This window comes from Rathayibacter sp. Leaf185, from assembly GCF_001423885.1.
GTDB lineage: Bacteria > Actinomycetota > Actinomycetes > Actinomycetales > Microbacteriaceae > Rathayibacter.
This window is the reverse complement of sequence record NZ_LMPP01000002.1, coordinates 934,409-959,414: the sequence shown is the minus strand read 5'-3', so window position 1 is coordinate 959,414 and position 25,006 is coordinate 934,409. Positions and strand designations below refer to the sequence as shown.

The following is a 25,006-nucleotide window of genomic DNA, read 5'->3' as shown; positions in this document are numbered from 1 at the left end:
GGGTACGGGACGGGAGCGCGTCCGCGACCCTGCAGGACGCCTCCGACCGAGAGGTGACCGTGACCATCGACACCGCACCCCCCACCGCCCTCGCGACCGACGCCGTCCGAGGCGCCCGCGCCGCCTTCCCCGCCTGGGCCGCCACCGCGCCCGCCGAGCGGGGCGCCCTGCTCCGTGCCGCCGCGCACCGCGTCGCCGCGCGCGAGGAGGAGCTCGCCGCGCTCAACACCCACGAGACCGGCAAGCCCGCCGGCGACGCCCTCGGCGGGGTCCGCGCCGGAGTCGACACGCTCCTGCAGTACGCCGAGCTCGGCCCGCTGCACCGCGGCAGGAGCCTGCGCGGAGGCGCCCTCAACGTCGATCTCGCCCTGCCGCACCCGCGCGGCGTGGTCCTCGCGCTCACCCCGTGGAACGACCCCGTCGCCGTCGCCGCCGGCATGCTCGGCGCCGCGATCGTCTCGGGCGACGTCGTCATCCACAAGCCCAGCGAGCGCAGCCCGGGCACCGGTGCGCTCTTCACCAGGATCCTCGCCGAAGCGCTGCCCGAGGGCGTGCTCACCCTCGTCGAGGGCGACGGCACCGTGGGCGACGCGCTCGCCCGCACCGAGGGCGTCGACGTCCTGGCGCACGTCGGCTCGACCGCCACCGGCCGCGCGCTCGCACGGGTCGCCGCCGTCACCGGCGCGCACGTGATCCTCGAGAACGGCGGCAACGACGCGCTCGTCGTCGACCGCGACGTCGACCCGGTCTGGGCCGCGGAGCAGGCCGCCCTCGGCGCCTTCGCCAACGCCGGCCAGATCTGCACCTCCGTCGAGCGCATCTACGTGCACCGCGATGTCGCCGAGGCGTTCACCGCCGCCCTCGTCGCCGAAGCCGACCGCTGGAGCGCCGGCCCGCTCCCCCGCCTCGTCGACGCCCGCATGCGCGATGCCGTGCACGAGCACGTGTCGCAGGCCACCGCGAACGGAGCGACCGCCCTCACGGGAGGCGCGCCCGGCGACGGCACCTTCTACCCCGCCACCGTCCTCACCGGCTGCACCGACGAGATGCTCGTCATGACCGAGGAGACCTTCGGTCCCGTCGCGCCGATCCTCGTCGTCGACGACTTCGACGAGGCCCTCTCCCGCGCCGCCGCTAGCCCCTACGGCCTCGCCGCGACCGTGCTCACCGCCGACATGGAGCACGCCCACCGTGCCGCGGCGACCCTCCCGGTCGGCACGGTCAAGATCAACGGCGTCTTCGGAGGCGCCCCCGGCGGCAGCGCGCAGCCCCGCGGCACCAGCGGCTCCGGCTTCGGCTACGGCCCCGAGCTGCTGGACGAGATGACCACCACCACGGTCGTGCACTTCGGCCTGCCCGTGCTCCCCGGCGCCGGCCGATGAGCCTCGAGGGCTCGGCTCTCCAGCGCGCGAGCGCTCTCGTCGCGCACGTCCGCGAGCGGCCGCCGGTCGTCGTGGTCGTCGGCGATCTCATCCTCGACTCGTGGTGGCTGGGCGAGGCCGAGCGGGTGACCCGCGAGGCTCCGGCTCCGGTCCTCCGCCTCGATGACGTCGTCGACGTCGCGGGCGGTGCGGCGAACACGGCCGCCAACCTGCGCGCCCTGGGCGCCGAGGTCCGCACGGTCGGAGTCGCCGGCCGCGATCCCGAGGGAGACCGCCTCCTCGCCGCCCTCGACCGCGCCGGCCTCGACACCGGCGCGATCATCCGGAGCGATGTCGCCACGACGATCAAGACCCGCGTGGTCGGCGGCGACAGCGTGATGCTGCGCGTCGACTCCGGCCCCCACCGTCCGGGTGACGCGGTGCTCGACGAGCTGGCGCACACCGCGGTGCAGGCCGCCAGGGGCGCCGATGCCGTCCTCGTCTGCGACTACGGCTCCGGCGTCCTCCGCGCCGCGGTCGAGCGGATGCTCGCCGCCGGCCGCCCCGAGCTGCTCGTGATCGACGCGCACGACCTCGCCGACTGGGCGTTCGCGCGACCCGATCTCGTCACGCCGAACGCGAAGGAGGCCGAGCTCCTCCTCGGCGGCTCGCTCGGCCGCGGCACCGCGCGCGCCGCCGCCGTGCGGGCGAACGCCGACGGCCTCCGCGAGCGCTCCGGCGCCCGCCACGTCGTCGTCACCCTCGACCGCGACGGGTCGGCCGCCCTCGACGCCGACGGCACGCTCACCCGCACCTTCGCCCAGCCCGCCGAGGAGAAGCAGGCCTCGGGAGCCGGCGACACCTTCGCCGCCACCGCGACGCTCGCCCTCGCCGCCGGACGCTCCCTCGCCAACGCCGTCGACCTCGCGCAGGCCGCCGCCGACGTCGTCGTGCAGCGCCCCGGCACCTCCGTCTGCAGCGCCGACGACCTGCTCGCCTCTCTGGCCGCCCCCGCCGCGACGGTGCTCGACGAGGACCGCCTCGTCGAGGTCCTCGCCGAGGAGTCGCGCCGCGGCCGCCGGGTCGTCTTCACCAACGGCTGCTTCGACGTGCTGCACCGCGGCCACACCGCCTACCTGCGGCAGGCACGGGAGCTCGGCGACGTGCTGGTCGTCGCGGTGAACGACGACGACTCCGTCCGCCGCCTGAAGGGCGAGGGCCGCCCGATCAACGGCGAGGGCGACCGCGCAGGAGTCATCGCCGAGCTCGGCTGCGTCGACTACGTCACGCTCTTCAGCGGCGATACCCCGATCCCGCTCCTCGAGCGCGTGCGGCCGCACGTCTACGTGAAGGGCGGCGACTACGCCCCCGACATGCTCGCGGAGGCGGTGGTCGTGCGCTCGTACGGCGGCACCGTCACGACGGTCGGATACGTCTCCGAGCACTCCACGACCGAGATGGTGCACCGCATCCGCTCCGGCACTCAGACCCGCCCCTCCTGACACCCCCACGAAAGGACGCCGTCATGGCCACGCCCAACCCCATCCAGATCCAGAAGTACCTCGCCGGGATCGACTACCCCGCGTCGAAGGACACGATCGTCGAGACCGCCGAGAAGGAGGGTGCCGAGGGCGACGTCCTCGACGCCCTGCGTGCGATCCCCGACGGCGACTACGAGAAGCCCACCGACGTCAGCTCGGCCGTCTCGAACGTCTGAGCCCCGTCACGCAGAAGGCCGTCCCGTGAGGGGCGGCCTTCTGCGTGGTCTCAGGCGGAGGCGTCCTCGCGCTCGCGCAGCACTCCCGTCTCGAGCGCCGCGAACGACAGCACCTTGTAGCCCTCCGACTCGAAGAAGATCGTCGCCCGGTCGGCCTCCACGCTCATGACCGTCCCGGCACCCCACTCGCGGTGCTCCACCGCCTCGTCCACCGAGAGCGGAGCGTCGGCCGGGGCCTCCTGGACCGCGTGCTCGAACGCCGCCTCGCGCCGCTCGCAGCCGTCGCAGTTGCCGCACCACTCCTCGCTCTCGACGCCGAAGTAGTCCAGCAGCACCCGGCGGCGGCAGTGGGTCGTCTCCGCGTAGGCCCGCATCATCGAGAGCCGTGATTCGGCGATCCGCTCACGGGAGGCGATCGCCTCCTTCACCGCCCGCACGGCGGCATCGCCGCTGACCTCGCTGGTCGCGCGCAGCCCCGCGCCGGTCTCGAGCAGGTCCGCGTCCGCCAGGTCGTTCACGATCCGGGAGACGGTCCGCGCCGGCTTCCCCAACGCCTCCGCGAGCTCGGCGATGCTCACGCCCGGCTGGCTCGTGACGGCGGCCCAGACCACCCGCAGAGCGGCCTTGTCGACCGAGCGCTTGGCGAAGAAGCGGCGCAGTCCCAGATCCTCCGCGCGGTAGTGCAGGGCTCCGGTCGCCGGCTCGCCGTCGCGGCCGGCCCGGCCGATCTCCTGGTAGTACGCGTCCAGCGACTCCGTCGTAGTCGCGTGCAGCACGAAGCGCACGTCGCCGCGATCGATACCCATCCCGAAGGCCGACGTCGCCACGACCACGTCGAGCTCGCCCTGCCGCCACTGCTCGTGCACGACCTTGCGCTCCGAGACCTTGAGTCCCGCGTGGTACGCCGCGACCCGTCGGCCCTCGGCCGCGATCTCGGCGGCGTAGACCTCGGTCTCCTTGCGCGTAGCGACGTAGACGAGCCCGGGAGCCGTCCAGCTGCGCGCCTCCTCGACGACCGCCGCGCGCTTCTCGTTCTCGCTCTCGTGGCGGTGCACGACGAGCCTGATCTCGGGCCGGTCGACCCCGTGCACCTGCACCTCGGGGTCGTGCATCCGCAACCGCTCGATGATCTCGTCGCGCACGGGACCGGAGGCGGTCGCCGTCATCGCGAGTACCGGAGGGTCGCCGAGCTCGCGGCGGACGTCGGCGAGGCGGAGGTAGTCGGGGCGGAAGTCGTGGCCCCACGACGACACGCAGTGCGCCTCGTCGACCACGAGGAGCGAGACGCCGGCCGCGGCGAGCCGCGCGACGTTCTCCTCCTTCGCGAGCTGCTCGGGAGCCAGGAGCACGTAGAGGGGTCCTCCCTCGTCGATGCGCTCCCAGGCCCGGGCCACGGCCGAGGCTCCCTGGGCCGAGTTCACGGCGACGGCCGGAGGCGCGGCGGGCGCCGCCTCGATCGAGGCGAGCTGGTCGGCCTGCAGCGCGACGAGCGGAGACACGACCAGCACGACGCCTCCGCGCTCGGCCCCGGCGATCTGGTAGACGGCCGATTTGCCGCCTCCGGTGGCGAGGACGAGCAGGGTGTCGCGCCCCGCGGCTGCCGACTCGATGGCCTCGCGCTGCCCCGGCAGCAGCGAGGACCAGCCGAAGTCCTCCCGGGCGATGCGGGCGATGGGATCGGAGGCGGAACGGGTCGTGCGGGTCGAGCTCATGCCTTCGACGCTACGACTCCGCCCGCCCGCCGCGACCCTGCTTGACAGCTCCGGGGAGCACGGTGAAGCGCCCTGGCCGGCCGCCTCCCGGAGTGTCAAGACCCTGCTCGCCGAACGGCCCGCGTGCTCGACTGGAGTCCTACGAGAGGAGCCGCTGTGGCCGAGAACGTGAACGAGGACCTGCCGGAGCAGACCGGCACCGAGGCACCGAACCTCGGAGGAGCCCAGACCGTGCTGCCCGGGGAGGGCGGCACCGACGGCTCCGCCGCGGGCGCTGCCCCCGGGGGCACGGCCATCGACCGGGGCGTCAGCGACGCCGTGACCGAGGGCGACAGCGGTGGCGACACGGTCGCCGATGACGCGACCCTCCCCGACGAGACCGACGGCCCGGTCGGCGACGACCGCGCGAGCGCCGACTGAGCACCGACCCGGTGGTCGTGACGGCTCAGCCGCGCACGATCACCGGGTTGAACAGCGTGCCGATGCCCTCGATGTCGATCGCGACCGTGTCGCCGTTCGCGATCGGCCCGACGCCGGCGGGCGTGCCGGTGAGGATGATGTCGCCCGGCAGCAGCGTGAACACCCGCGAGACGTACGCGATGATCTCGGGCACCCCGTGGATCATGTCGCCGGTGTTGCCCGACTGCACCCGGCGGCCGTTGACGCGGGTCTCGAGCGCGCTCTCGTTCCAGATCAGCTCGGTCTCGATCACCGGCCCGATCGGGCAGAACGTGTCGTAGCCCTTCGCGCGCGCCCACTGCCCGTCCGACTTCTGCAGATCGCGCGCGGTCACGTCGTTGGCGATCGTGTAGCCGAAGACGACGTCCTCGTAGTCCTCCGCGCGCACGTTCCGCGCCACGGCGCCGATCACGATCGCCAGCTCGCCCTCGTACTCGACCTGTTGGCTGTCCTCGGGCAGCACGATCGCCTCGTCCGGGCCGATCACCGAGGTGTTGGGCTTGAGGAAGATCAGCGGCTCGGCCGGAGCGTCGCCGCCCATCTCGGCCGCGTGGTCGGAGTAGTTCTTGCCGATGCCGACCACCTTCGAGCGCGGGATGACCGGTGCGAGCAGCTTCGCCTCCGAGATCGGGATGCGCTCGCCCGTCGTGTCGAACCCGGCGAACATCGGGTCGCCCGCGAGGACCACCAGCTCGTCCTCGTCGACGATCCCGAAGAAGATGGCGCCCCCGTTGTCCCCGGAGCGCTGCGTGGCGAATCGTGCGATCTTCATGCGTCCAACCTCGTCATCCAGCCGTGCGTGTCCTCGCGACGTCCGTACTGGATGTCGGTCAGCTCCTCGCGCAGCGACATCGTGAGCGGGCCGGCCGGCGCGCCCTCGTGGCCCACCGAGAAGCCGTCGCCCTTGAGCTCGGCGATCGGAGTGATGACCGCCGCCGTCCCGCAGGCGAAGACCTCGACCACGTCGCCCGAGGCCACGCCGTCGCGCCACTCGTCGATCGTGACGCGGCGGCGCTCCACCCGGTGCCCGCGGTCCTCGGCGAGCTGCAGCACGCTGTCGCGCGTGATGCCCTCGAGGATCGAGTCCGACTCCGGAGTGACGAGTGTGCCGTCCTTCTTCACGAGCACGACGTTCATGCCGCCGAGCTCCTCGATGTAGCGGGACTCCTCGGAGTCGAGGAAGAGCACCTGCGCGCAGCCGTGCTCGTACGCCTCCTGCTGGGGCAGCAGCGACGAGGCGTAGTTGCCGCCGGTCTTCGCGGCTCCGGTGCCGCCCTTGCCCGCGCGGGCGTAGGAAGTGGAGAGCCAGATCGACACGGGGGCGACGCCTCCCGAGAAGTAGGCGCCGGCGGGGCTCGCGATCACGTAGTACGCGACCTTCTCGGCGGCGCGGACCCCGAGGAACGCCTCCTTCGCGAACATGAAGGGCCGCAGGTACAGGCTCGTCTCGGGCTCCGACGGGACCCAGTCTCCGTCGACCGCGATGAGCTGGCGGAGCGACTCGACGAAGAGCTCGGTCGGCAGCTCGGGTAGCGCGAGGCGCCGGGCCGAGCGCTGCAGCCGGGCGGCGTTCGCCGTGGGGCGGAACGTCCAGATCGAGCCGTCGGCGTGCCGGTAGGCCTTCATCCCCTCGAAGATCTCCTGCGCGTAGTGCAGCACCGACGCCGCCGGGTCGAGCGAGATCGGGCCGTAGGCCTGCACGCGTGGTCGGTGCCAGCCGCCGGCGCGCGACCAGCAGAGGTCGACCATGTGGTCGGTGAAGTGCACGCCGAAGCCGGGGGCCTGGAGGATGTGCGCGCGCTCCTCGGCCGAGCGGGGGGCCGGGTTGGGGGTCACCGCGAAGGTGAGGTCCTGCGCGAGCGGGAGGGGGATCGTCATGGTGTGAGCTTTCTGCGGGAGGTCAGCGGAGGCGGGAGACGACGGAGTCGCCGATCGCGGAGGTCGAGCGCGCGGTGCCGTCGCGCGACTCGATGTCGGCGGTCACGGCCGCCGTCACGCGGGCGGCCTCGTCGGGGAGGCCCAGGTGGTCGAGCAGCAGGGCGACCGAGAGGATCGCGGCCGTCGGATCGGCGAGCTGCTTCCCGGCGATGTCGGGCGCGGATCCGTGGACCGGCTCGAACATGCTGGGGAACGCGCCGTCGGGGTTGATGTTGCCCGAGGCGGCGAGGCCGATGCCGCCGCTGATCGCGCCGGCCAGATCGGTCAGGATGTCGCCGAAGAGGTTGTCGGTGACGATGACGTCGAACCTAGCAGGGTCGGTCACCAGGAAGATCGTCGCGGCGTCGACGTGGAGGTAGTCGACGGCCACGTCCTCGTAGGTGGCCCCGATCTCGTCCACGAGTCGCTTCCAGAGCGAGCCGGCGAAGACCAGCACGTTGGTCTTGTGTACGAGGGTCAGCTTCGAGCGGCGCTTGCGGGCCAGCTCGAACGCGTGGCGCACGACGCGCTCGACCCCGTAGGCCGTGTTGACCGAGACCTCGTTGGCGATCTCGTGCGGCGTGCCCTGGCGGATCGCCCCGCCGTTGCCGACGTACGGCCCCTCCGTGCCCTCGCGCACGACGACGAAGTCGACCTCGCCGGGCGCCGACAGCGGCGACGGCACCCCGGCGTAGAGGCGCGTCGGCCGCAGGTTCACGTAGTGGTCGAGCGCGAAGCGGAGGCGCAGCAGCAGCCCGCGCTCGATGTTCGCGTTCTTCAGGCGCGGGTCCCCCGGTACGCCGCCGACGGCGCCGAGCAGGATCGCGTCGTGCCCGGCGATCGAGGCGAGGTCCTCGTCGGTGAGCACGTCGCCCGTCTCGAGGAACCGGCCGGCGCCGAGCGAGAACGGGGTCTTCTCGATCACCAGGTCGGAGTCGGCGGTGACGGCGTCGAGGACCTTCACGGCCTCGGTGATCACCTCCGGTCCGATCCCGTCTCCGGGGATGACGGCGAGCTTCACGGTTCGGGGCGACACGGTGCGGGGCATGGGGATCCTCAGGCGTGCGGGGACAGGGACGCCCCCAGCGTACTCTCGGCCGCGCGGGTCAGCTCCGGCGCAGCCGCCAGGCCGCCAGGCCGCCCGCGAGCAGCACGAGTCCGACGCCGATCCAGGCCGAGGCGCCCACGCCCGCGTCGAACGCGGCTCCGGCCGAGGCGAGCAGGCTCGCGGCGGAGTCGGCGGGCAGCTCGCCCGCGACGGCGACCGCTCCGCCCAGGGTCTCGCCCGCGCGCTGCACTTGACCGGCGTCGAGGCCCTCCGGCAGCACGACGCCGCTGCGGTAGGCGGCGGTGAGCACTGTGCCGAGCGTGGCCGTGCCGAGCACCGCGCCGAGCTCGTACGCGGTCTCCGACACGGCGGAGGCGGCACCCGCCTTGTCGGCCGGGGCGTTCGCCAGGACCAGTTCGTTCGAGACGGTCTCCGCGGCGCCGATCCCGAGCCCGAGGAAGGCGAAGGCCACCGCGACGGTCAGCGCGGAGGCGCCGCCCGGCACGTCGCTGCCGAGCGCGAGCAGCGCGTAGCCGACCGCCGAGATCACGAGGCCGGCCGGCACGACGAGGCGCGGCGAGATCCTCCGCGCGACCGGTACGACACCCAGCCCCGCCACGATCATCACCGCGAGCCCGGGAACCAGCACGAGGCCGGCCTCCAGCGGCGAGAGCCCGACCACGAGCTGCAGGTGCTGCGAGACGAAGAACAGCCCGCCGACGAGCGCGACGACGCTCAGCAGGTTGACCAGGATCGCCGCGCTGAACGAGCCGCGGCGGAAGAGCGAGAGGTCGAGCATCGGCACCGCGCGGCGCTGCTGGCGGCGCACGAACAGCACGCCGCTCGTCACTCCGACCACGAGCGAGACGATCGCGACGGCGTCGATCCCGTGCTCGGCCGCCGACTTGATCGCGTAGACGATCGGAGCCATCGTCGCGAGCGAGAGCACGATGCTGACGATGTCGACGGGGCCGGGCCGCGGGTCGCGCGACTCCGGGACGAGCAGCGGTGCGAGCACGACGAGCGGCAGCAGAACGGGGACGGCGAGCAGGAACACCGAGCCCCAGGGGAAGTTCTCGAGCAGGACGCCGCCGACCAGCGGTCCGACCGCGGACCCGACCGCGAACCCGGTCGCCCAGATCGCGATCGCGAGGCGCCGCTGATCGCGGTTCGGGAAGAGGCTCCGGAGCAGCGACAGCGTCGAGGGCATCAGGGTCGCGCCGAAGAGGCCGAGCGCGGCACGTGCGGCGATCAGCGCGCCTGCGGTCGGCGCGAAGGCCGCCGCGACCGACACGACGGCGAAGCCGATCGCGCCGATGATCAGCAGCCTGCGGCGCCCGACGCGGTCGCCGAGGCTCCCCATCGCGACCAGGAGTCCCGCGAGCACGAGCGGGTACGCGTCCACGATCCAGAGCAGCTCGGTGCCCGAGGGGCCGAGGTCCTCCGAGATGGAGGGCAGAGCGAAGTTGAGGACGGTGTTGTCGACCGAGACCAGCAGCACGGGCAGCATCAGCACCGCGAGCGCGAACCAGGCGCGACGGCCGACCCGGTCGGTGGCGGGGTCGGAGGCGGGCAGGCGGACGGCGGCGGGGGCGGTGCGGGCGGACACGGTGGTGCTTCCTCTCGAGGGACGACTCGGAGAAGTATACCGTCCAGCCGGTACAGTAGTCGAGAGCTGGGCGAAGTCTCGCTCGTAGACTGGGCGCATGCCCTCCCCCGCCCGCGACCGCGTCCTCGACGCGTTCGAGACGCTCCTCATCGAGCAGGGCGAGCGCGCGGCGACCCTCGACGCCACCGCCCGCACCGCCGGCGTCTCGAAGGGCGGGCTGCTCTACCACTTCCCCTCGAAGGACGCCCTGGTCGACGGTCTCGTCGAGCGCCTCGACGAGCGTCTCGCCGAGGACATCGGCCGGATCAGGACCTCCGACGAGGGCGTCGTCCCCTACCTGATCCGCACCTCGTTCGCCGCCGACACCCCCTTCGACCGCACGATCCTCGCGGTCTCGCGCATCGCCCAGGGCCACGACGAGCGCGCGAGCGCCGGCCTCGCCCGGATCCACGACAGCTGGAACGCGGTAGTCACCGACGCCGTCGGCGACCCCTTGATCGCCCGCGCCATCGTCCTGATGAGCGACGGCCTTTACTACAACTCGGCCCTGCTGCCCTCTGCCGACGGCCCCCGCGGCCAGGCCGACGACGTCCTCGCCGTCATCGCCCGCCTCCTCGACCAGTAGCCGCCGCGGCCGCGACCCACGACTCGCGCCTGTCCTGCTGCCGCCCGCGGCCTGCCGCCGACCTGCCGGCCGCCGCCCCGCCTGCGCTTGCTACTGCACGCTGCTCGCACTCCACCGCTCGCCGCCACCCGACGGCACCGACCGACTGCTGCGAGCCGCTCACAGCCGGGTCCCACGGCCCCGGCCGCCTGCCGGCTGCCTCCTGCTGCCCACCGCCCGCTGGTCAGCGCCTGACGCCAGCCGCCAGCCACCTCGTACCGGCTGCCCGCCACCCGCGACTCCCCACCCGCTTCCCGCCATCCGCCACCTGCCGCCCGCTGCCTGCCGCCCGCAAACCGATCCCCACCGCCGCCGCCAGCCACCCGATCCCCACCGCCCGCTGCCTGCTGCCTGCTGCCTGCTGCCTGCTGCCTGCTGCCTGCTGCGCGAGTAGGCCGAGCAGCGGGCGTAGAGAGATCCACCCGCGTCAGAAGGCGGGACCCGCAGATCTCGTCTCGCGGCCCAGAGCAAGCAGCAGCTCCTCTTCTCCTCACCCGCTCCTCTCATCGGCCTTCTCGTGGCGCGAGTCGTCCTGTTCTGGCGCCTTCGCCGGTCCCGTGTCGGTACTCGCTGGTTCGATGTCCGTATGGCAGTTGCAGCAGAAATGAGACCCGCGGAGGCGTCACTCGACGCGATTCGCGAGGGCGCGGACGAGGTCGGCCGGCTCGCCCGGAACGCGTCCCCGGCTCTGCTCGCGGCTGCCGAGAAGCTGTACGAGGTGTACCGGGCAGCACTCTCGATCCCGCTCGCGTTCGCCCGCGGTCGCCTGTCGAGCAGCGAGTCCCACGACCTCGTCGAGCGCTCGATCCGCGCCGAGCTCGCGGTCGGATCGGGGGTCTCCGAGCGGGAGCTGTCGCGCGAGCTCGAACGCGCGCATCTGCTCGTCGAGGACCTGCCGCTGACCCGGGCGGCGCTCGCGGCCGCGCGGATCAGGTGGCGGGCGGCCGAGGTGATCTGCTCGGTCGCCGCGCTNCTGCTCGTCGAGGACCTGCCGCTGACCCGGGCGGCGCTCGCGGCCGCGCGGATCAGGTGGCGGGCGGCCGAGGTGATCTGCTCGGTCGCCGCGCTGCTGCCGAAGGAGTCGCTCCCCGAGTTCGACGAGCGCGCCGCGGAGCTCGCGCTCACGACGACGCCGACGCAGCTGCGACGCGCCGTCGACCGCCTCCGCGACGAGCTGCACGACCAGCCCCTCGAGAAGCGGCACGCCCGCGCGAAAGAGGACCGCGAAGTCTGGCTCACCCCCGAGATCGACGGAATGGCCACGCTGTCCGCGTATCTACCTGCCCCGTTGGCGGTCGGCGTCTACAACCGCCTCGACCGCATCGCGCGGAGCCTCCGCGACGGGACTGACGGCAGCGGGGAGTGCGGCGATGAGCGCACTCTCGCTCAGCTGCGCGCCGACGCGCTCACCGATCTGCTCTGCGACGGCGACATCGCCGGCACCACCCCGGTCAGCGACGGAACGACGACTCCGACGTTCGTCCCCGGAATGCGCGCGGACGTACGCCTCACCCTCGCCGCGAGCACCGCCGCGGGTCTCGACGACGCTCACGCCGACCTCGACGGCTACGGAGCGATCCCCGCCGCAACCGCCCGCCACCTCGTCGGGATCGCCGCCACGTTCACCCGCGTCCTGATCGACCCCGACACCGGCACGGTCGCCTCCGTCGGACGCACCCTCCGGGTCCCGCCGCCGCAGATGCGACTTCACCTGCAGCTGCGCGATCAGACCTGCCGCTTCCCCGGCTGCACCCGACCCGCCTCCACGGCCGAGGCCGACCACACGATCGAATGGCGCAACGGCGGCGAGACGGCGCTGAGCAATCTGGCCTCCCTCTGCACCGCCCACCACCACCTCCGCCACGGCGACCGCTGGACCTACGTCCTCCACCCCGACGGCACCACCGACTGGACCACCCCCACCGGCCGCCACGTCACCACCCGACCACCCGCCCTCCCCGGACGACCACCCACCCCACGCCCGCGCTTCGACGGCCCACCACCCCCGTTCTGACGCGCCTGCTCCAGGAGGCGTGGCGGGACCCCTGCCCAGTCGACGCTGGGGGGTCTCGATGCGCCCCGCGGAGCTGCTCGACCAGTCGGCCCCGTCAAGACTCGGCGAGTCGCGCAACCCCCCTCCCTACTGATCGAGTAGCCCGCGCAGCGGGCCTGTCGAGATCCACCAGCATCAGAAGGCCGGATCAGCGGACTGACCTCGGAAGCTCGTCTCGGTACGCCCCTGCAGGGCTACTCGACCACCGAGCAGACGGAGAGCAGACGGCGGTTCCCCCGACGTCCGCGCCTCTCGACCACGCGCGCACACCCTCTGCCGACGCTGCGTCCTAGAGCCGCACGACTCCGTCGATCAGCGTCACCGTGGCCCCGCCGATCCACACGTCCTCGCCCACTCGCTCGACGTGCACGCGCCCCGCGCGCCCGAGCGCCGCACCCTGCGCCGCGACGTACCGCTCCGGAGCGAGCCCCGCGCCGATCAGCCACTGCGCGATGCCCGCATTGAGACTCCCCGTCACCGGGTCCTCGAGCACTCCCGCATCCGGGATGAACGCCCGCACCTCGAACGCGAACTCGGCGCCGGCCTCGTACGGACCGACCACCCCGAGCGGCAGCCCTGCGAGCAGCGCCTGGTCCGGCGCCAGCTCGAGCACCCGCGCCGCCGACGCCAGTCGCACCGCGAGCCAGCCCGGCCCGTTGTCGACCCACTCGTGCCCGAGGATCTCGGAGCGCGGGATCCGCAGCGCCGCGGCCGCGCGCTCCACTGTCGCCTCATCGGCCGGCCCCGAGCGGCGCCGCGGTGGCGCCGCGAACGCGATCCCCGCCTCCGTCACGCGCAGCCGCACGAGCCCCGCCGCGCACTCCTGCAGCAGTGAGCCCTCGGTGCGCGGCACTCCCCCGGCGCCGAGCCACGCGTGCGCGCTCCCGAGCGTCGGGTGACCCGCGAACGGCAGCTCGCCGCCGGGCGTGAAGATCCGGAGGCGGTAGTCGGCTCCCGGCACCGTGGGCGCCAGGAGGAACGTCGTCTCCGACAGATTCGTCCAGCGCGCGAACGCCGCCATGTCGGCGTCCGACACCCCGTCGCCGTCGATGACGACCGCGACCGGATTGCCGCGGAACGCCTCCGCCGCGAACACGTCGACCTGCGCGAACCTCCGAGAAGCCACGACTACTGCTCGGTGATGTCGATCTCCTGCATCAGGTCGGCGTCGATCGCGACGCGGACCTTCTCGAGCAGGCCGTCGGGAGCGGGCGAGTCGATCGTGATCACCGAGAGGGCCTTGCCGCCCGCCTCGGTGCGCGCGATCTGCATGCCGGCGATGTTGACGGAGGCGTCGCCGAACTCGCGGCCGTACACCGCGACGATCCCGGGCCGGTCGATGTAGCTCATCACCACGTGGTGCTTCGCGAGCGGCACCTCGACGTCGTAGCCGTTGATCGACACGAGCTTCTCGACCTGCTTGGTGCCGGTCAGCGTGCCCGAGACCGAGATCTGCGAGCCGTCCGAGAGAGCGCCGCGCAGCGTGATCACGTTGCGGTACTCGTCCGAGACCGAGTCGGTGATCAGCCGCACCTCGATGCCGCGCTGCTCCGCGAGCACCGGCGCGTTCACGTACGACACCGACTCCGACACCACGTTCGTGAAGACGCCCTTGAGCGCCGCGAGCTTGAGCACCTTGACGTCGTAGCCGGCCAGCTCGCCGTGCACCTCGACGTCGATCGACGTGACGGGCGAGTCGGCGAGACCCGAGAACACCTGGCCGAGCTTCTCGACCAGCGGGATGCCCGGGCGGACGTACTCGTCGATGACCCCGCCGGCGACGTTGACCGCATCGGGCACGAGCTCGCCCGAGAGCGCGAGGCGCACCGACTTGGCGACCGAGACGCCGGCCTTCTCCTGCGCCTCGTCCGTCGAGGCGCCGAGGTGCGGAGTCACGACCACGTTCTCGAGGGCGAGCAGCGGCGACCCGGTCGGCGGCTCCTTCACGAACACGTCGAGTCCGGCGCCGGCGATGGTCTTCGCGACGAGCGCGCGGTGCAGCGCGTCCTCGTCGATCAGCCCGCCGCGGGCGACGTTGACGATGAACGCGGTCGGCTTCATCAGCGCGAGCTGCTCGTCCGAGATCATCCCGGTCGTCTCGGCGGTCTTGGGCATGTGGATCGAGATGAAGTCGCTCTGGGCGAGCAGGTCTTCCAGCGAGAGCAGCGTGACGCCGAGCTGCTGCGCGCGACTACTGGTCACGTAGGGGTCGTAGGCGACGACGTTCACGCCGAAGGCCTGCAGGCGTGCGGTGATCAGCGCCCCGATACGGCCGAGACCGATGATGCCGACGGTCTTCTCGTAGAGCTCGACGCCGGTGTACTTCGAGCGCTTCCACAGCCCCTGGGCGAGGGCGTTGTGCGCGGCCGGGATGTGACGGGCGAGGCTCAGGATGTGGCCGACCGTCAGCTCGGCGGCCGAGATGATGTTGGAGGTCGGCGCGTTCACGACCATGACACCCGCGGTGGTCGCCGCGGCGATGTCGACGTTGTCGAGTCCGACTCCCGCGCGGGCGATCACCTTGAGCGACGGAGCCGCGGCGATCGCCTCGGCGTCGACCTGCGTCGCCGAGCGCACCAGGATCGCGTCGGCCTCACCGAGCGCCTCGAGCAGCGCCGGGCGGTCAGTGCCGTCCACGGAGCGGACGTCGAAGTCGGGACCGAGGGCGTCCACGGTGGCGGGCGAGAGTTCTTCGGCGATCAGGACGACCGGCTTTGTCACGACAGACGCTTCCTTCGGGGAGGGGACGGAGCAGGCTCCGGCGCGGGTGTCCGCGAGCCCCCGCCATGGTAGCGGAGCCCCACCGAGGGGCCCGGTCGTGTGACGCCGCACTCAGCTCAGGCTGACGAGGCTCTCGAATCCGAGGATCAGCTGCACGTCGAGCGACAGCGCCGCCGAGACGCAGAGTGCCGCCACGAGGAGCCCGGTGCGGGCGAGAAGCCCCCGTCGGCGGCCGAGCACGACCGCCGCGACGAAGCAGGCCACCGGCAGCACCAGTCCGAGCACGAGCACGACCCAGCCCGTCGAGTTCAGGTCGGTGCCGAGGGTCGCGGCGTAGGTGCGCAGCCCCACGAGGTTGCCGATCGCCTCCCACACGTCCCACGCGAAGAAGAGCGCGAAGCCCAGCGCGATCAGCATGGAGGCGGCCAGGCGGCGTCCGCGCCGGTCGCCCCGGCCGTCCCCCAGCGTGGCCTTCGCCGACAGCGAGTCCGTCATGCTCATGCTCCCTTCAGGAACGGCAGCGGAGCGAGCAGCACCAGTCCGGCCACCAGCCAGAGCACGCGCGTGCGCACCCGGGAGTCGCGCGTGCCCAGCAGCACCGTCGCGAACCAGGTCGCCGGCGCCGCGACGGCGAGCCACAGGCCGAGCCCGTAGAGCGCACCGCCGAGCGGATCCCCCGAGAAGGAGGCGGCCATGGTGGCGTTCTGCCGCGTCGCCGTGATCATCCAGCCGATCGTGTACAGGAGGTAGAGCCCCGCGGTCACACCGGTCGCGACGAGCAGCACCGAGGAGGCGGCGGCCGCCTCGGCCGCGGAGGTCGCATCGTCCTCGTCGTCCAGCAGCTCCTCGGGGAGGTCCTCCTCCGAGTCGGCCGGTCGGGCGGCGCGCACCGTCGGGGCGGATCGGACGGCCCTCGGGGCGACTCCCCCGAGCGTCGGATCAGCACCCTCGCCCGCCCAGCTCAGAGCGTCGTCGTCGCTGTCGTCCGCACTGTCGTGCCCTGGCCTGTCCTCGATCACCGCAACACCCTAGCCGCGCGGGCCTCGCGGGAACCTCGGAGCGGGCCGACACCCACCCGTCACCCGTCGGACACCCCCCGGTCCCGCGCGGGCGCGATGCTCTGCGGATGACTGATCGCACCGACGCGGGGTCGGGGCGCCGATTCGTCGCGATCGGCGACTCCTTCACCGAGGGTGTCGGCGACCCGCACGCGCGACTGCCCAACGGAGTCCGCGGCTGGGCCGATCGTGTCGCCGACCGTCTCGCCCGCGCCGAGCCGGGCTGGGAGTACGCGAACCTCGCGATCCGCTCGAAGCGCCTCGCGCAGATCCGCGCCGAGCAGCTCCCCCGCGCGCTCGAGCTGCAGCCGACCCTCGTCACCCTCTACGCCGGCGGCAACGACATCCTCGATCTCAAGACCGACATGCGGGTGCTCGTCGACGGCTACGAGTGCCTGGTCGACGCGCTCGCGACGACCGGCGCCTCCCTGGTGCTCTTCACCGGCTTCGACATCCCCGGCCTGCCCGCGCCGCGGATGTTCGTGCGCCGCAACCGCGTCTACAACGCGGCCGTCCGCCGGATCGCCCGCGAGCGCGGCGCCGTCCTCGTCGACTACTGGCGGATGCAGGCGTTCCGCGAGCCGATGATGTGGTCGCCCGACCGGATGCACCTCTCCAAGCGCGGTCACCGGTTCCTCGCCGCACGGGTGCTCGACATCCTCGGCGTCCCGCACACCGTCTCGGCGGGCCCGTGGGACCCTCCGGAGCCGCTGACCGCCGTCGAGTGGCTCCGCGACCAGCACCGCTGGACCTCCGACTGGCTGCTCCCCCTGGTCGGCCGGAAGATCCGCCGCGTCACCCTCGGCGACCACCTCACCCCGCGCTGGCCCGACCCCGTCGTCGTGCCTCCGAAGGGCGGCCTCCGCCGCCTGGCCCGCGACCTCGGCCACTGAACGCAGAAGAGGGAACCCCGATCCGGGGTTCCCTCTTCTGCGACCAGGTCGTGACTAGCGCGCGACGCTGCCGTCGGTGTAGTCCTCGTCGGTCTGCTTCCAGGCGAAGAGCTTGCGCAGCTCGCGACCGGTGGCCTCGATCGGGTGCTTCTCGCCCTTCTCGCGCAGGGCGGTGAACTCGGGCGCTCCGGCGTCCTGGTCGGCGATGAAGCGCTTGGCGAAGGCACCGCTCTGGATGTCCCCGAGGACCGCCTGCATGTTCTCCTTGACGCTCGGGTCGATGACGCGCGGGCCCGACACGTAGTCGCCGTACTCGGCCGTGTCCGAGACGCTCCAGCGCTGCTTGGCGATGCCGCCCTCCCACATGAGGTCGACGATCAGCTTGAGCTCGTGGAGCACCTCGAAGTAGGCGATCTCGGGCTGGTAGCCCGCTTCGACCAGGGTCTCGAAGCCGTACTGGACGAGCTGCGAGGTGCCGCCGCAGAGCACGGCCTGCTCGCCGAACAGGTCGGTCTCGGTCTCCTCGGTGAAGGTGGTCTTGATGACGCCCGCGCGGGTGCCTCCGATGGCCTTCGCGTACGACTTCGCGGTCTCCCAGGCGGTGCCCGACGCGTCGTTCTCGACGGCGATGATGTCGGGGATGCCGCGGCCGGCGACGAACTCGCGGCGCACGGTGTGACCCGGGGCCTTGGGGGCGATCAGGATCACGTCGACGCCCTCGGGCGCCTCGATGTAGCCGAAGCGGATGTTGAAGCCGTGCGCGAACGCCAGCGTCTTGCCCTCGGTCAGCTTGTCCGCGATCTGCTCGCTGTAGATGGCGCGCTGGTGCTGGTCGGGCGCGAGGATCATGATCAGGTCGGCCCACGCCGCGGCGTCGGCGACGCTCTTGACCTCGAAGCCGTCGTCCTCGGCCTTGGCGGTCGACTTCGACCCCTCCTTGAGCGCGATGACGACCTGGACGCCGGAGTCGCGGAGGTTCTGCGCGTGGGCGTGGCCCTGCGAGCCGTAGCCGACGATGGCCACCTTCTTCGCCTGGATGATCGAGAGGTCGGCGTCGGCGTCGTAGATGAGCTCAGTCACGTGGTGAGTCCTTTTCTGGTGGAGGAGTTCTGTAGTGGAACGTGCGGTGGTCAGTTCTTGAAGACGCGCTCGGTGATCGACTTCGAGCCGCGCCCGATGGCGAGCAGACCCGACTGCGCGATCTCCTTGATGCCGTAGGGCTCGATCACTCGGAGGAAGGCCGTGGTCTTGCCCGAGTCGCCGGTGACCTCGATCACGAGGGCGTCGGTCGCGACGTCGACCACGCGGGCGCGGAAGAGGTTCACGGCCTCGAGGACCTGCGAGCGGGTGACGTTGTCGACGCGCACCTTCACGAGCAGGTGCTCGCGGTGCACCGACTGGTCGGGGTCGAGCTCGACGATCTTGATGACGTTCACGAGCTTGTTCAGCTGCTTGGTCACCTGCTCGAGCGGCAGGTCCTCGACGTCGACGGCGACCGTGATGCGCGAGAGGCCCTCGAGCTCGGTCGGCCCGACCGCGAGGGATTCGATGTTGAAGCCGCGACGGGCGAACAGCCCGGCGACACGGGTGAGGAGTCCCGGCTTGTCTTCGACGAGCAGGGACAGGACGTGATGGGTCATGGCGGTCTACTCCTCGTCGTCCCAGGTCGGGCTGTGGTCTCTGGCGTACTGGACGTAGCTGTTCGAGACGCCCTGCGGGACCATCGGCCAGACCATGGAGTCGCGGCTGACGACGAAGTCGATGACGACGGGCCGGTCGTTGGTGGCGATCGCGAGGCGGATGGCGTCGTCGATCTCCTCCGGCTTGGTGACCCGGATCCCGAGCGCGCCGTACGCCTCCGCGAGCTTCACGAAGTCGGGGACGCGGACGGTGTCGTGCCCGGTGTTGAGGTCGGTGTTCGAGTAGCGGCCCTCGTAGAAGAGCGTCTGCCACTGGCGCACCATGCCGAGCGAGGAGTTGTTGATCACCGCGACCTTGATCGGGATGTCGTTGATCGTGCAGGTGGCGAGCTCCTGATTGGTCATCTGGAAGCAGCCGTCACCGTCGATCGCCCAGACGGTGCGGTCGGGCTCGCCGACCTTCGCGCCCATCGCCGCGGGCACGGAGTAGCCCATGGTGCCGGCACCGCCGGAGTTGAGCCACGAGTTGGGGCGCTCGTACTGGATGAACTGCGCCGCCCACATCTGGTGCTGGCCGACTCCGGAGGCGAAGACGCCCTCGGGGCCGGTGATCTCGCCGATGCGCTTGATCACGTACTGCGGGGAGAGCAGGCCGTCGACCGGCTCCGTGTAGCCGAGGGGGAACTCCTCCTGGAGCCCCTTGAGGTACGTCCACCATTCGCCGGTGTCGGGCCGACCGCCGTCGATCGCCTTCACGTACGCGTCGGTGAGGTCGGGGAGGACGTCCTTGAGATCGCCCACGATCGGCACGTCGGCGACGCGGATCTTCGAGATCTCGGCGGGGTCGATGTCGACGTGCACGACCTTGGCCTTGGGCGCGAACAGCGCCGCCTTGCCGGTCACGCGGTCATCGAACCGCGAGCCGAGCGCGAGGATCAGGTCGGCCTCCTGCAGGGCGAGCACCGCGGGCACCGTGCCGTGCATGCCGGGCATGCCCAGGTGCTGCTCGTGCGAGTCGGGGAACGCGCCGCGCGCCATCAGGGTGGTGACGACGGGAGCGCCGGACGCCTCGGCGAAGGCCTTGAGCTCGGCCGCCGCGCGGGCGCGGATGATGCCGCCGCCGACGTAGAGGACGGGCTTCTTCGACTCGGCGAGCAGCTGCGCCGCGGCCTGGATCTGCTTGCCGTGCGCCTTGGTGACGGGACGGTAGCCGGGCAGGTCGATCTTCGGCGGCCAGAGGAACGGCGCCTCGTTCTGCTGCGCGTCCTTCGTGATGTCGACGAGCACGGGGCCGGGGCGGCCGGTGGTCGCGATCAGGGCGGCGGAGGCGAGGGCCTGAGGGATGTCCTCCGGCTTGGTCACCAGGATGGAGTGCTTGGTGATCGGCATCGTGATGCCGACGATGTCCGCCTCCTGGAACGCGTCGGTGCCCATCAGCGTCGAGAACACCTGACCGGTGATCGCGAGCATGGGGACCGAGTCCATGTAGGCGTCCGCGATCGCGGTGACGAGGTTGGTCGCTCCGGGGCCCGAGGTCGCGATGCAGACGCCGAGCTTGCCGGTCGCCGAGGCGTAGCCCTCGGCTGCGTGGCCGGCGCCCTGCTCGTGGCGGACCAGGATGTGCCGGATCTTCGACGAGTCCATCAGCGGGTCGTAGACGGGCAGGATCGCGCCGCCGGGCAGGCCGAAGACGTCCTCGATTCCGAGCATCTCGAGCGAGCGGACGACCGCCTGCGCGCCGGTGAGGACCTCGGTCGCGGGGACCGATCCGGACGTCGCGGAGGCGGGGCGGGGCGGTTGGGGCGTCGGTGCGGCTTGCACGGCGGACGGGTCCGGTGTCATGCGGGTGTCGATTCCTTCGAGAGGGAGAGCGTCGGCGGGAGGCGCGAGTGCGCGGGCCGGCGTGGGCTACCCGGTGGTGGCGCCGACCGCGGCGGAGCGGACGAGCTTGGCGTACTTGGCGAGGACACCACGGGTGTAGCGCGGGGGGAGGGGCGCCCAGCCTTCTCGGCGGGCGGCGAGCTCGGCTTCGTCGACGAGTAGGTCGATCGAGCGAGCGGCGATGTCGACCCGAATCGGGTCACCGTCGCGAACGAATGCGATAGGACCTGCGTCCACCGATTCGGGAGCTATGTGGCCGATGCACAGGCCGGTTGTGCCGCCTGAGAATCGTCCGTCGGTCAAGAGTAGTACATCTTTCCCGAGTCCAGCCCCCTTGATGGCCGCGGTGATGGCGAGCATCTCGCGCATCCCGGGGCCCCCCTTGGGCCCTTCGTAGCGGATGACGACCACGTCGCCGTGCTTGATGAGGCCCTCGGTGAGCGCGTCCATCGCGGCGCGCTCGCGCTCGAAGACCCGGGCGGGGCCCTCGAAGACGGAGGCGTCGAAGCCGGCGGTCTTCACGACCGCTCCCTCCGGAGCGAGCGTGCCCTTGAGCACCGTCAGGCCGCCGGTCGCGTGGATCGGGTTGTCGAGCGTGCGGATGACCTCGCCGTCGAGCGGTGCGATGTCCATCTCGGCGAGGTTCTCGGCGACCGTCTTCCCGGTGACGGTGAGGCAGTCGCCGTGCAGGAGGCCCGCGTCGAGCAGCGCCTTCATCACGGCGGGGACTCCCCCGTGGCGGTCGACGTCGTTCATCACGTACTTGCCGAACGGCTTCAGATCGCCGATGTGCGGGATCGTGTCGCCGATGCGGTTGAAGTCGTCGATCGTCAGGTCGACCTCGGCCTCGTTGGCGATCGCGAGCAGGTGCAGGATGACGTTGGTGGAGCCACCGAACGCCATCGCGACGGCGATCGCGTTCTCGAACGCCTTCTTCGTGAGGATGTCGCGCGCAGTGGTGCCGTTGCGGAGCAGCTCCACGACGGCCTCCCCCGACTTGCGGGCGAAGTAGTCGCGGCGGCGGTCGGCCGCGGCCGGCGAGGCCGAACCGGGCAGGCTCATGCCGAGCGCCTCGGCGACGCTCGCCATGGTGTTCGCGGTGTACATGCCTCCGCACGAGCCCTCGCCCGGCGCGAACGCGCACTCGATGCGCTTGGCGTCCTCCTCGGACATGATCCCGGCCTTGACGCCGCCGACCGCCTCGAAGGAGTCGATGATCGTGATGTCCTTCTCGGTGCCGTCCGAGAGCTTGACCCAGCCCGGGGCGATCGATCCGGCGTAGACGAAGACGGCGGCGAGGTCGAGCCGCGCGGCCGCCATCAGCATGCCCGGCAGCGACTTGTCGCAGCCGGCGAGCATGACGGTGCCGTCGAGGCGCTCGGCCATCATCACGGTCTCGACGGAGTCGGCGATGACCTCACGCGAGACGAGCGAGAAGTGCATGCCCTCGTGGCCCATCGAGATGCCGTCGGACACCGAGATCGTGCCGAACTGCAGCGGGTACCCGCCGCCCGAGTGCACGCCCTCCTTGGCGGAGCGCGCGAGGCGCTCGAGCGAGAGGTTGCAGGGGGTGATCTCGTTCCAGGAGGAGGCGATGCCGATCTGGGGCTTCTCCCAGTCGTCGTCTCCCATTCCGACCGCCCGCAGCATCCCGCGCGACGTCGTGGCCTCGATGCCGTCCGTGACGGTGCGCGAACGAGGCTTCCAATCGATTTCCGGCATGTGACGAGGCTACCGCCTCGCGCGCGGTGCTCCGGCTCTCCGGAGGTGTCCGGAGCTCAGCCCGCGGTGCCGCGGAAATCGGCCAGCAGCGACAGCGCGTGCGCGACCTGCTCGGGGCCGCGGACACGGTAGGCGGCGGAGGTCGTGCCCGCACCGCTCTTGATGCCGACGTCGCCGGGGCGCATCACCGCGAAGGCGTCCTCGTCGGTGACGTCGTCGCCGGCGTAGAGCACGGCGGTCGCGCCGGTGTAGCGGCGCAGGTGCTCGACCGCCTCTCCCTTGGTGGTGGAGCGGACCGAGAACTCGAGCACGTTCTTGCCCTCGCGGACGTGGACGCCCTCGACCTCGGCGCGCGCCTCCGAGAGGGCGACGACGTGCGCCACCCGGCTGTGCCGGTCGGTGGCGAGGCGGGTGTGCAGGGCGAACCCGGCCGGCTTGTCCTCGATCCAGACGTTGTCGATGCCGCGGGCGATGCCCTTCAGCACGTCCTCGAGCACGTCGACCCTGGCCTGCTCGGAGGGGTCGAGGCGGACGGCGTCCTCGTCCGGGTCGAGACGGATCTCGACGCCGTGAGAGCCGACGAGGAGCGCCTCGTCGGGCAGCTGCGCCACCTCCTCGAGGCTCTCCAGCGCGCGCCCCGAGACGAGGGCGACGCGGGTGCCCGGCAGCGCGAGCAGGCGCAGCACGGCGTCGCGCGCCTCCGGCAGCGCTCGGGCGTGCGCGGGCTCGTCGACCTCGGGGGCGAGGGTGCCGTCGAAGTCGAGGGCGACGAGGAGCCGGTCGGTCGCGGCGAGATCGCGCAGAGCGATGACGAGACGGTCGGGGACACCGGGCTGGTGCGGGACTCCGGGGGTCGGGGTGAGCGTGCTCATCGCGCGTCCTCGGCCTCGCGGGCGACTGCGGCGAGGCCGTGCGCGGCGTCCTGGTCGTGCTCGGCCTCCTGGCCGAGAGGTGCCTCCTGGCCCCGTGCGGCCGGGCGCACGTCGAGCTGCTGGCCCTCGGCGTGCTCGGCGAGCGCTGCGAGGAAGCTGGCCGACCAGCGGGCGACGTCGTTCTCGAGGACGCGGCGGCGCAGCGCCCGCATCCGCCGGGAGCGCTCCGTCCGCGGCATGCGCGCCGCCTCCTCGATCGCGTCCTTGAGGCCCGAGATGTCGTGCGGGTTCACCTGGACGGCCTGCTTGAGCTCGTCCGCCGCTCCCGTGAACTCGCTCAGCACGAGCACGCCGTCGTTGTCGAAGCGCGAGGCGACGTACTCCTTCGCCACGAGGTTCATCCCGTCGCGCAGCGCCGTCACGAGCATCACGTCGGCCGCCAGGTAGAGGGCGACCATCTCCTCGCGGGGGTAGCCGTGGTGGAGGTAGCTGATCGCCGGGTTGCCGATCGTGCCGTAGTCGCCGTTGATGCGGCCGACCTGCAGCTCGATGTCGTCGCGCAGCTGCTTGTAGGTCTCGACGCGCTCGCGGCTCGGGCTGGCCACCTGCACGAGCACCGCGTCGTCGGTGCTGAGGCGCCCGTCGGCCAGCAGCTCGCCGAACGCCTTGAGGCGGTGACCGATGCCCTTGGTGTAGTCGAGGCGGTCGACGCCGAGCATCACCGTCTGCGGGTCGCCGAGGTCGTGCCGGATCTGCTTCGCGCGCTCCTGGATCTCGGGGCTGCGCGCCATCTCCTCGAAGGACGCGGAGTCGATCGAGATCGGGAAGTGCTTGGCCACGACGGGCCGCACGCTCGCGCCGCGACGGGAGCGGTTCACGCGCCGCGTGCCGACGACCGCCTCCTCCTCGACCGGCACCTCGACGAGGGTGCTGCGGGTGTCGTAGCCGAGCAGGCGGCGGACCGCGCGGAGGAAGCTGCCCGCGTCGCCCTGGCGCTGGAAGCCGATGACGTCGGCGCCGAGCAGGCCCTCGACGATCTGCTTGCGCCACGGGAGCTGCGCGAAGATGCCGTAGGGCGGGAACGGGATGTGGTTGAAGAAGCCGATCGTGACGTCCGGCCGGAGCTCGCGGAGCATCTTCGGGACGAGCTGCAGCTGGTAGTCCTGCACCCAGACGACGCCGCCGTCCTCGGTGACCGCGGCCGCCGCCTCCGCGAAGCGCCGGTTGACGCGCACGTAGGCGTCCCACCAGTCGCGGTGGTAGGTGGGGGGCGCGATCACGTCGTGGTAGAGCGGCCAGAGCGTGTCGTTCGAGAAGCCTTCGTAGTAGTCCTCGAGCTCCTGCGCGCTGAGGGCGACGGGGACGATCTGCACGCCGTCGTTCTCGAACGGCGCGACCTCCTCGTCGGCGACCCCCGGCCAGCCGACCCACGCGCCGGCGTTGGCGCGCATCACGGGCTCGAGCGCGGTGACCAGGCCGCCCGGCGAGGTCTTCCACGAGGCGGTCCCGTCCTCGGCGACCACGCGGTCGACGGGGAGTCGGTTGGAGACCACCACGAACGCGTTGCGGGATGCCGCGGCGTTCTCGAGAGGGTCGGAGGCAGTGTTCGGAAGAATGGTGTTCCCCATCGTCGGTCGAGCCGTCTCTTACGCGGTGAGGGTAGCAGCCCCTCCCGGACG

The 25,006-nt window shown here is 72.0% G+C and carries 22 protein-coding genes; 7 read left to right on the top strand and 15 right to left on the bottom strand.

Features of this window, described 5'->3' with window-relative positions:
• The first annotated feature begins 65 nt into the window (after nt 1-65).
• Genes ASG06_RS11750 through ASG06_RS11740 form a run of 3 tightly spaced genes read left to right on the top strand, consistent with a single transcriptional unit; the run spans nt 66 to nt 3,078 of the window.
• Nucleotides 66-1,382 carry an aldehyde dehydrogenase family protein gene (locus ASG06_RS11750; protein ID WP_442965609.1) on the top strand — a complete coding sequence of 439 codons (1,317 nt, stop codon included), beginning with the start codon at nt 66-68 and terminating at the stop codon, nt 1,380-1,382.
• A complete protein-coding gene (gene rfaE2, locus ASG06_RS11745) occupies nt 1,379-2,863 on the top strand; it encodes a D-glycero-beta-D-manno-heptose 1-phosphate adenylyltransferase (RefSeq protein ID WP_056042205.1) in 1,485 nt (494 codons plus the stop codon). The genes ASG06_RS11750 and rfaE2 overlap by 4 nt, the downstream gene beginning before the upstream one ends.
• A gap of 23 nt (nt 2,864-2,886) precedes the next feature.
• Entirely contained in the window at nt 2,887-3,078 is a 192-nt protein-coding gene (locus tag ASG06_RS11740) for a DUF2795 domain-containing protein (RefSeq protein WP_056042203.1), read from the top strand.
• A gap of 50 nt (nt 3,079-3,128) precedes the next feature.
• On the opposite strand, the gene ASG06_RS11735 is transcribed toward ASG06_RS11740, so the two are convergent.
• Nucleotides 3,129-4,790, bottom strand: a complete 1,662-nt coding sequence (locus tag ASG06_RS11735) for a RecQ family ATP-dependent DNA helicase (RefSeq protein WP_056042201.1) — start codon at nt 4,788-4,790, stop codon at nt 3,129-3,131.
• Nucleotides 4,791-4,946: 156 nt separating this feature from the next.
• Here ASG06_RS11735 and ASG06_RS11730 point away from each other — a divergent pair, with 156 nt between their 5' ends.
• Nucleotides 4,947-5,210 carry a hypothetical protein gene (locus ASG06_RS11730; RefSeq protein ID WP_056042199.1) on the top strand — a complete coding sequence of 88 codons (264 nt, stop codon included), beginning with the start codon at nt 4,947-4,949 and terminating at the stop codon, nt 5,208-5,210.
• Between the two features lie 25 nt (nt 5,211-5,235).
• On the opposite strand, the gene ASG06_RS11725 is transcribed toward ASG06_RS11730, so the two are convergent.
• The 4 genes from ASG06_RS11725 to ASG06_RS11710 are packed head-to-tail and all read right to left on the bottom strand — an operon-like array spanning nt 5,236 to nt 9,823.
• Nucleotides 5,236-6,021 (bottom strand): fumarylacetoacetate hydrolase family protein, encoded by a 786-nt coding sequence (locus ASG06_RS11725; protein ID WP_056042197.1) that lies wholly within the window; start codon nt 6,019-6,021, stop codon nt 5,236-5,238.
• Nucleotides 6,018-7,127, bottom strand: coding sequence for a branched-chain amino acid aminotransferase (locus ASG06_RS11720; RefSeq protein WP_056042196.1), 1,110 nt, complete (start codon nt 7,125-7,127; stop codon nt 6,018-6,020). The genes ASG06_RS11725 and ASG06_RS11720 overlap by 4 nt, the downstream gene beginning before the upstream one ends.
• Nucleotides 7,128-7,149: 22 nt before the next feature.
• On the bottom strand, nt 7,150-8,214 hold the full coding sequence (locus tag ASG06_RS11715; RefSeq protein WP_056042194.1) for a 3-isopropylmalate dehydrogenase: 1,065 nt from the start codon (nt 8,212-8,214) through the stop codon (nt 7,150-7,152).
• A gap of 58 nt (nt 8,215-8,272) precedes the next feature.
• Nucleotides 8,273-9,823, bottom strand: a complete 1,551-nt coding sequence (locus ASG06_RS11710) for an MFS transporter (RefSeq protein ID WP_056042191.1) — start codon at nt 9,821-9,823, stop codon at nt 8,273-8,275.
• Nucleotides 9,824-9,920: 97 nt separating this feature from the next.
• Here ASG06_RS11710 and ASG06_RS11705 point away from each other — a divergent pair, with 97 nt between their 5' ends.
• Nucleotides 9,921-10,448, top strand: a complete 528-nt coding sequence (locus tag ASG06_RS11705; RefSeq protein ID WP_056042188.1) for a TetR/AcrR family transcriptional regulator — start codon at nt 9,921-9,923, stop codon at nt 10,446-10,448.
• 1,012 nt (nt 10,449-11,460) lie between these two features.
• A partial coding sequence (locus ASG06_RS11700; RefSeq protein ID WP_231727687.1) for an HNH endonuclease signature motif containing protein occupies nt 11,461-12,501 on the top strand: 1,041 nt, incomplete at its 5' end.
• Nucleotides 12,502-12,829: 328 nt separating this feature from the next.
• Here the strand turns inward: ASG06_RS11700 and ASG06_RS11695 are convergent.
• The 4 genes from ASG06_RS11695 to ASG06_RS11680 form a co-directional block, all read right to left on the bottom strand.
• Complete coding sequence (locus tag ASG06_RS11695) at nt 12,830-13,666, bottom strand: PhzF family phenazine biosynthesis protein (protein ID WP_056042184.1); 837 nt, start codon at nt 13,664-13,666, stop codon at nt 12,830-12,832.
• Between the two features lie 2 nt (nt 13,667-13,668).
• Nucleotides 13,669-15,261, bottom strand: a complete 1,593-nt coding sequence (gene serA / locus ASG06_RS11690; protein ID WP_056042182.1) for a phosphoglycerate dehydrogenase — start codon at nt 15,259-15,261, stop codon at nt 13,669-13,671.
• A 111-nt stretch (nt 15,262-15,372) separates the two neighbouring features.
• Nucleotides 15,373-15,762, bottom strand: coding sequence for a hypothetical protein (locus ASG06_RS11685; RefSeq protein ID WP_156465955.1), 390 nt, complete (start codon nt 15,760-15,762; stop codon nt 15,373-15,375).
• Entirely contained in the window at nt 15,759-16,280 is a 522-nt protein-coding gene (locus ASG06_RS11680; protein ID WP_056042180.1) for a hypothetical protein, read from the bottom strand. Before ASG06_RS11680 ends, ASG06_RS11685 begins: the two co-directional genes overlap by 4 nt.
• 107 nt (nt 16,281-16,387) lie before the next feature.
• Here ASG06_RS11680 and ASG06_RS11675 point away from each other — a divergent pair, with 107 nt between their 5' ends.
• Nucleotides 16,388-17,212 (top strand): SGNH/GDSL hydrolase family protein, encoded by an 825-nt coding sequence (locus tag ASG06_RS11675; RefSeq protein WP_056042178.1) that lies wholly within the window; start codon nt 16,388-16,390, stop codon nt 17,210-17,212.
• A gap of 54 nt (nt 17,213-17,266) precedes the next feature.
• Here the strand turns inward: ASG06_RS11675 and ilvC are convergent, their stop codons facing one another.
• The 6 genes from ilvC to otsA all read right to left on the bottom strand — a co-directional run bounded on the left by ilvC (nt 17,267) and on the right by otsA (nt 24,955).
• The gene (gene ilvC, locus ASG06_RS11670) at nt 17,267-18,346 is read right to left on the bottom strand and encodes a ketol-acid reductoisomerase (RefSeq protein WP_082499200.1); all 1,080 of its coding nucleotides are present in this window, start codon (nt 18,344-18,346) and stop codon (nt 17,267-17,269) included.
• Complete coding sequence (gene ilvN / locus ASG06_RS11665) at nt 18,343-18,852, bottom strand: acetolactate synthase small subunit (protein WP_056042173.1); 510 nt, start codon at nt 18,850-18,852, stop codon at nt 18,343-18,345. The genes ilvC and ilvN overlap by 4 nt, the downstream gene beginning before the upstream one ends.
• Before the next feature lie 6 nt (nt 18,853-18,858).
• Nucleotides 18,859-20,694 (bottom strand): acetolactate synthase large subunit, encoded by a 1,836-nt coding sequence (locus tag ASG06_RS11660; RefSeq protein ID WP_056042170.1) that lies wholly within the window; start codon nt 20,692-20,694, stop codon nt 18,859-18,861.
• A gap of 66 nt (nt 20,695-20,760) precedes the next feature.
• On the bottom strand, nt 20,761-22,455 hold the full coding sequence (ilvD, locus tag ASG06_RS11655; RefSeq protein ID WP_056042167.1) for a dihydroxy-acid dehydratase: 1,695 nt from the start codon (nt 22,453-22,455) through the stop codon (nt 20,761-20,763).
• 56 nt (nt 22,456-22,511) lie between these two features.
• Nucleotides 22,512-23,327: a trehalose-phosphatase gene (gene otsB, locus ASG06_RS11650; RefSeq protein WP_056042165.1), complete on the bottom strand. Its 816-nt coding sequence runs from the start codon at nt 23,325-23,327 to the stop codon at nt 22,512-22,514.
• Nucleotides 23,324-24,955 (bottom strand): alpha,alpha-trehalose-phosphate synthase (UDP-forming), encoded by a 1,632-nt coding sequence (gene otsA, locus ASG06_RS11645; RefSeq protein WP_056042163.1) that lies wholly within the window; start codon nt 24,953-24,955, stop codon nt 23,324-23,326. Before otsA ends, otsB begins: the two co-directional genes overlap by 4 nt.
• Nucleotides 24,956-25,006: the final 51 nt, after the last annotated feature.

Bases quoted from the DNA above. Each gene is read 5' to 3' on its own strand.
- rfaE2 (WP_056042205.1), top strand. From the start codon at position 1,379: ATGAGCCTCGAGGGCTCGGCTCTCCAGCGCGCGAGCGCTCTCGTCGCG.
- ASG06_RS11740 (WP_056042203.1), top strand. From the start codon at position 2,887: ATGGCCACGCCCAACCCCATCCAGATCCAGAAGTACCTCGCCGGGATC.
- ASG06_RS11735 (WP_056042201.1), bottom strand. From the start codon at position 4,790: ATGAGCTCGACCCGCACGACCCGTTCCGCCTCCGATCCCATCGCCCGC.
- ASG06_RS11725 (WP_056042197.1), bottom strand. From the start codon at position 6,021: ATGAAGATCGCACGATTCGCCACGCAGCGCTCCGGGGACAACGGGGGC.
- ASG06_RS11720 (WP_056042196.1), bottom strand. From the start codon at position 7,127: ATGACGATCCCCCTCCCGCTCGCGCAGGACCTCACCTTCGCGGTGACC.
- ASG06_RS11715 (WP_056042194.1), bottom strand. From the start codon at position 8,214: ATGCCCCGCACCGTGTCGCCCCGAACCGTGAAGCTCGCCGTCATCCCC.
- ASG06_RS11705 (WP_056042188.1), top strand. From the start codon at position 9,921: ATGCCCTCCCCCGCCCGCGACCGCGTCCTCGACGCGTTCGAGACGCTC.
- ASG06_RS11685 (WP_156465955.1), bottom strand. From the start codon at position 15,762: ATGAGCATGACGGACTCGCTGTCGGCGAAGGCCACGCTGGGGGACGGC.
- ASG06_RS11675 (WP_056042178.1), top strand. From the start codon at position 16,388: ATGACTGATCGCACCGACGCGGGGTCGGGGCGCCGATTCGTCGCGATC.
- ilvN (WP_056042173.1), bottom strand. From the start codon at position 18,852: ATGACCCATCACGTCCTGTCCCTGCTCGTCGAAGACAAGCCGGGACTC.
- ASG06_RS11660 (WP_056042170.1), bottom strand. From the start codon at position 20,694: ATGACACCGGACCCGTCCGCCGTGCAAGCCGCACCGACGCCCCAACCG.
- ilvD (WP_056042167.1), bottom strand. From the start codon at position 22,455: ATGCCGGAAATCGATTGGAAGCCTCGTTCGCGCACCGTCACGGACGGC.
- otsB (WP_056042165.1), bottom strand. From the start codon at position 23,327: ATGAGCACGCTCACCCCGACCCCCGGAGTCCCGCACCAGCCCGGTGTC.
- otsA (WP_056042163.1), bottom strand. From the start codon at position 24,955: ATGGGGAACACCATTCTTCCGAACACTGCCTCCGACCCTCTCGAGAAC.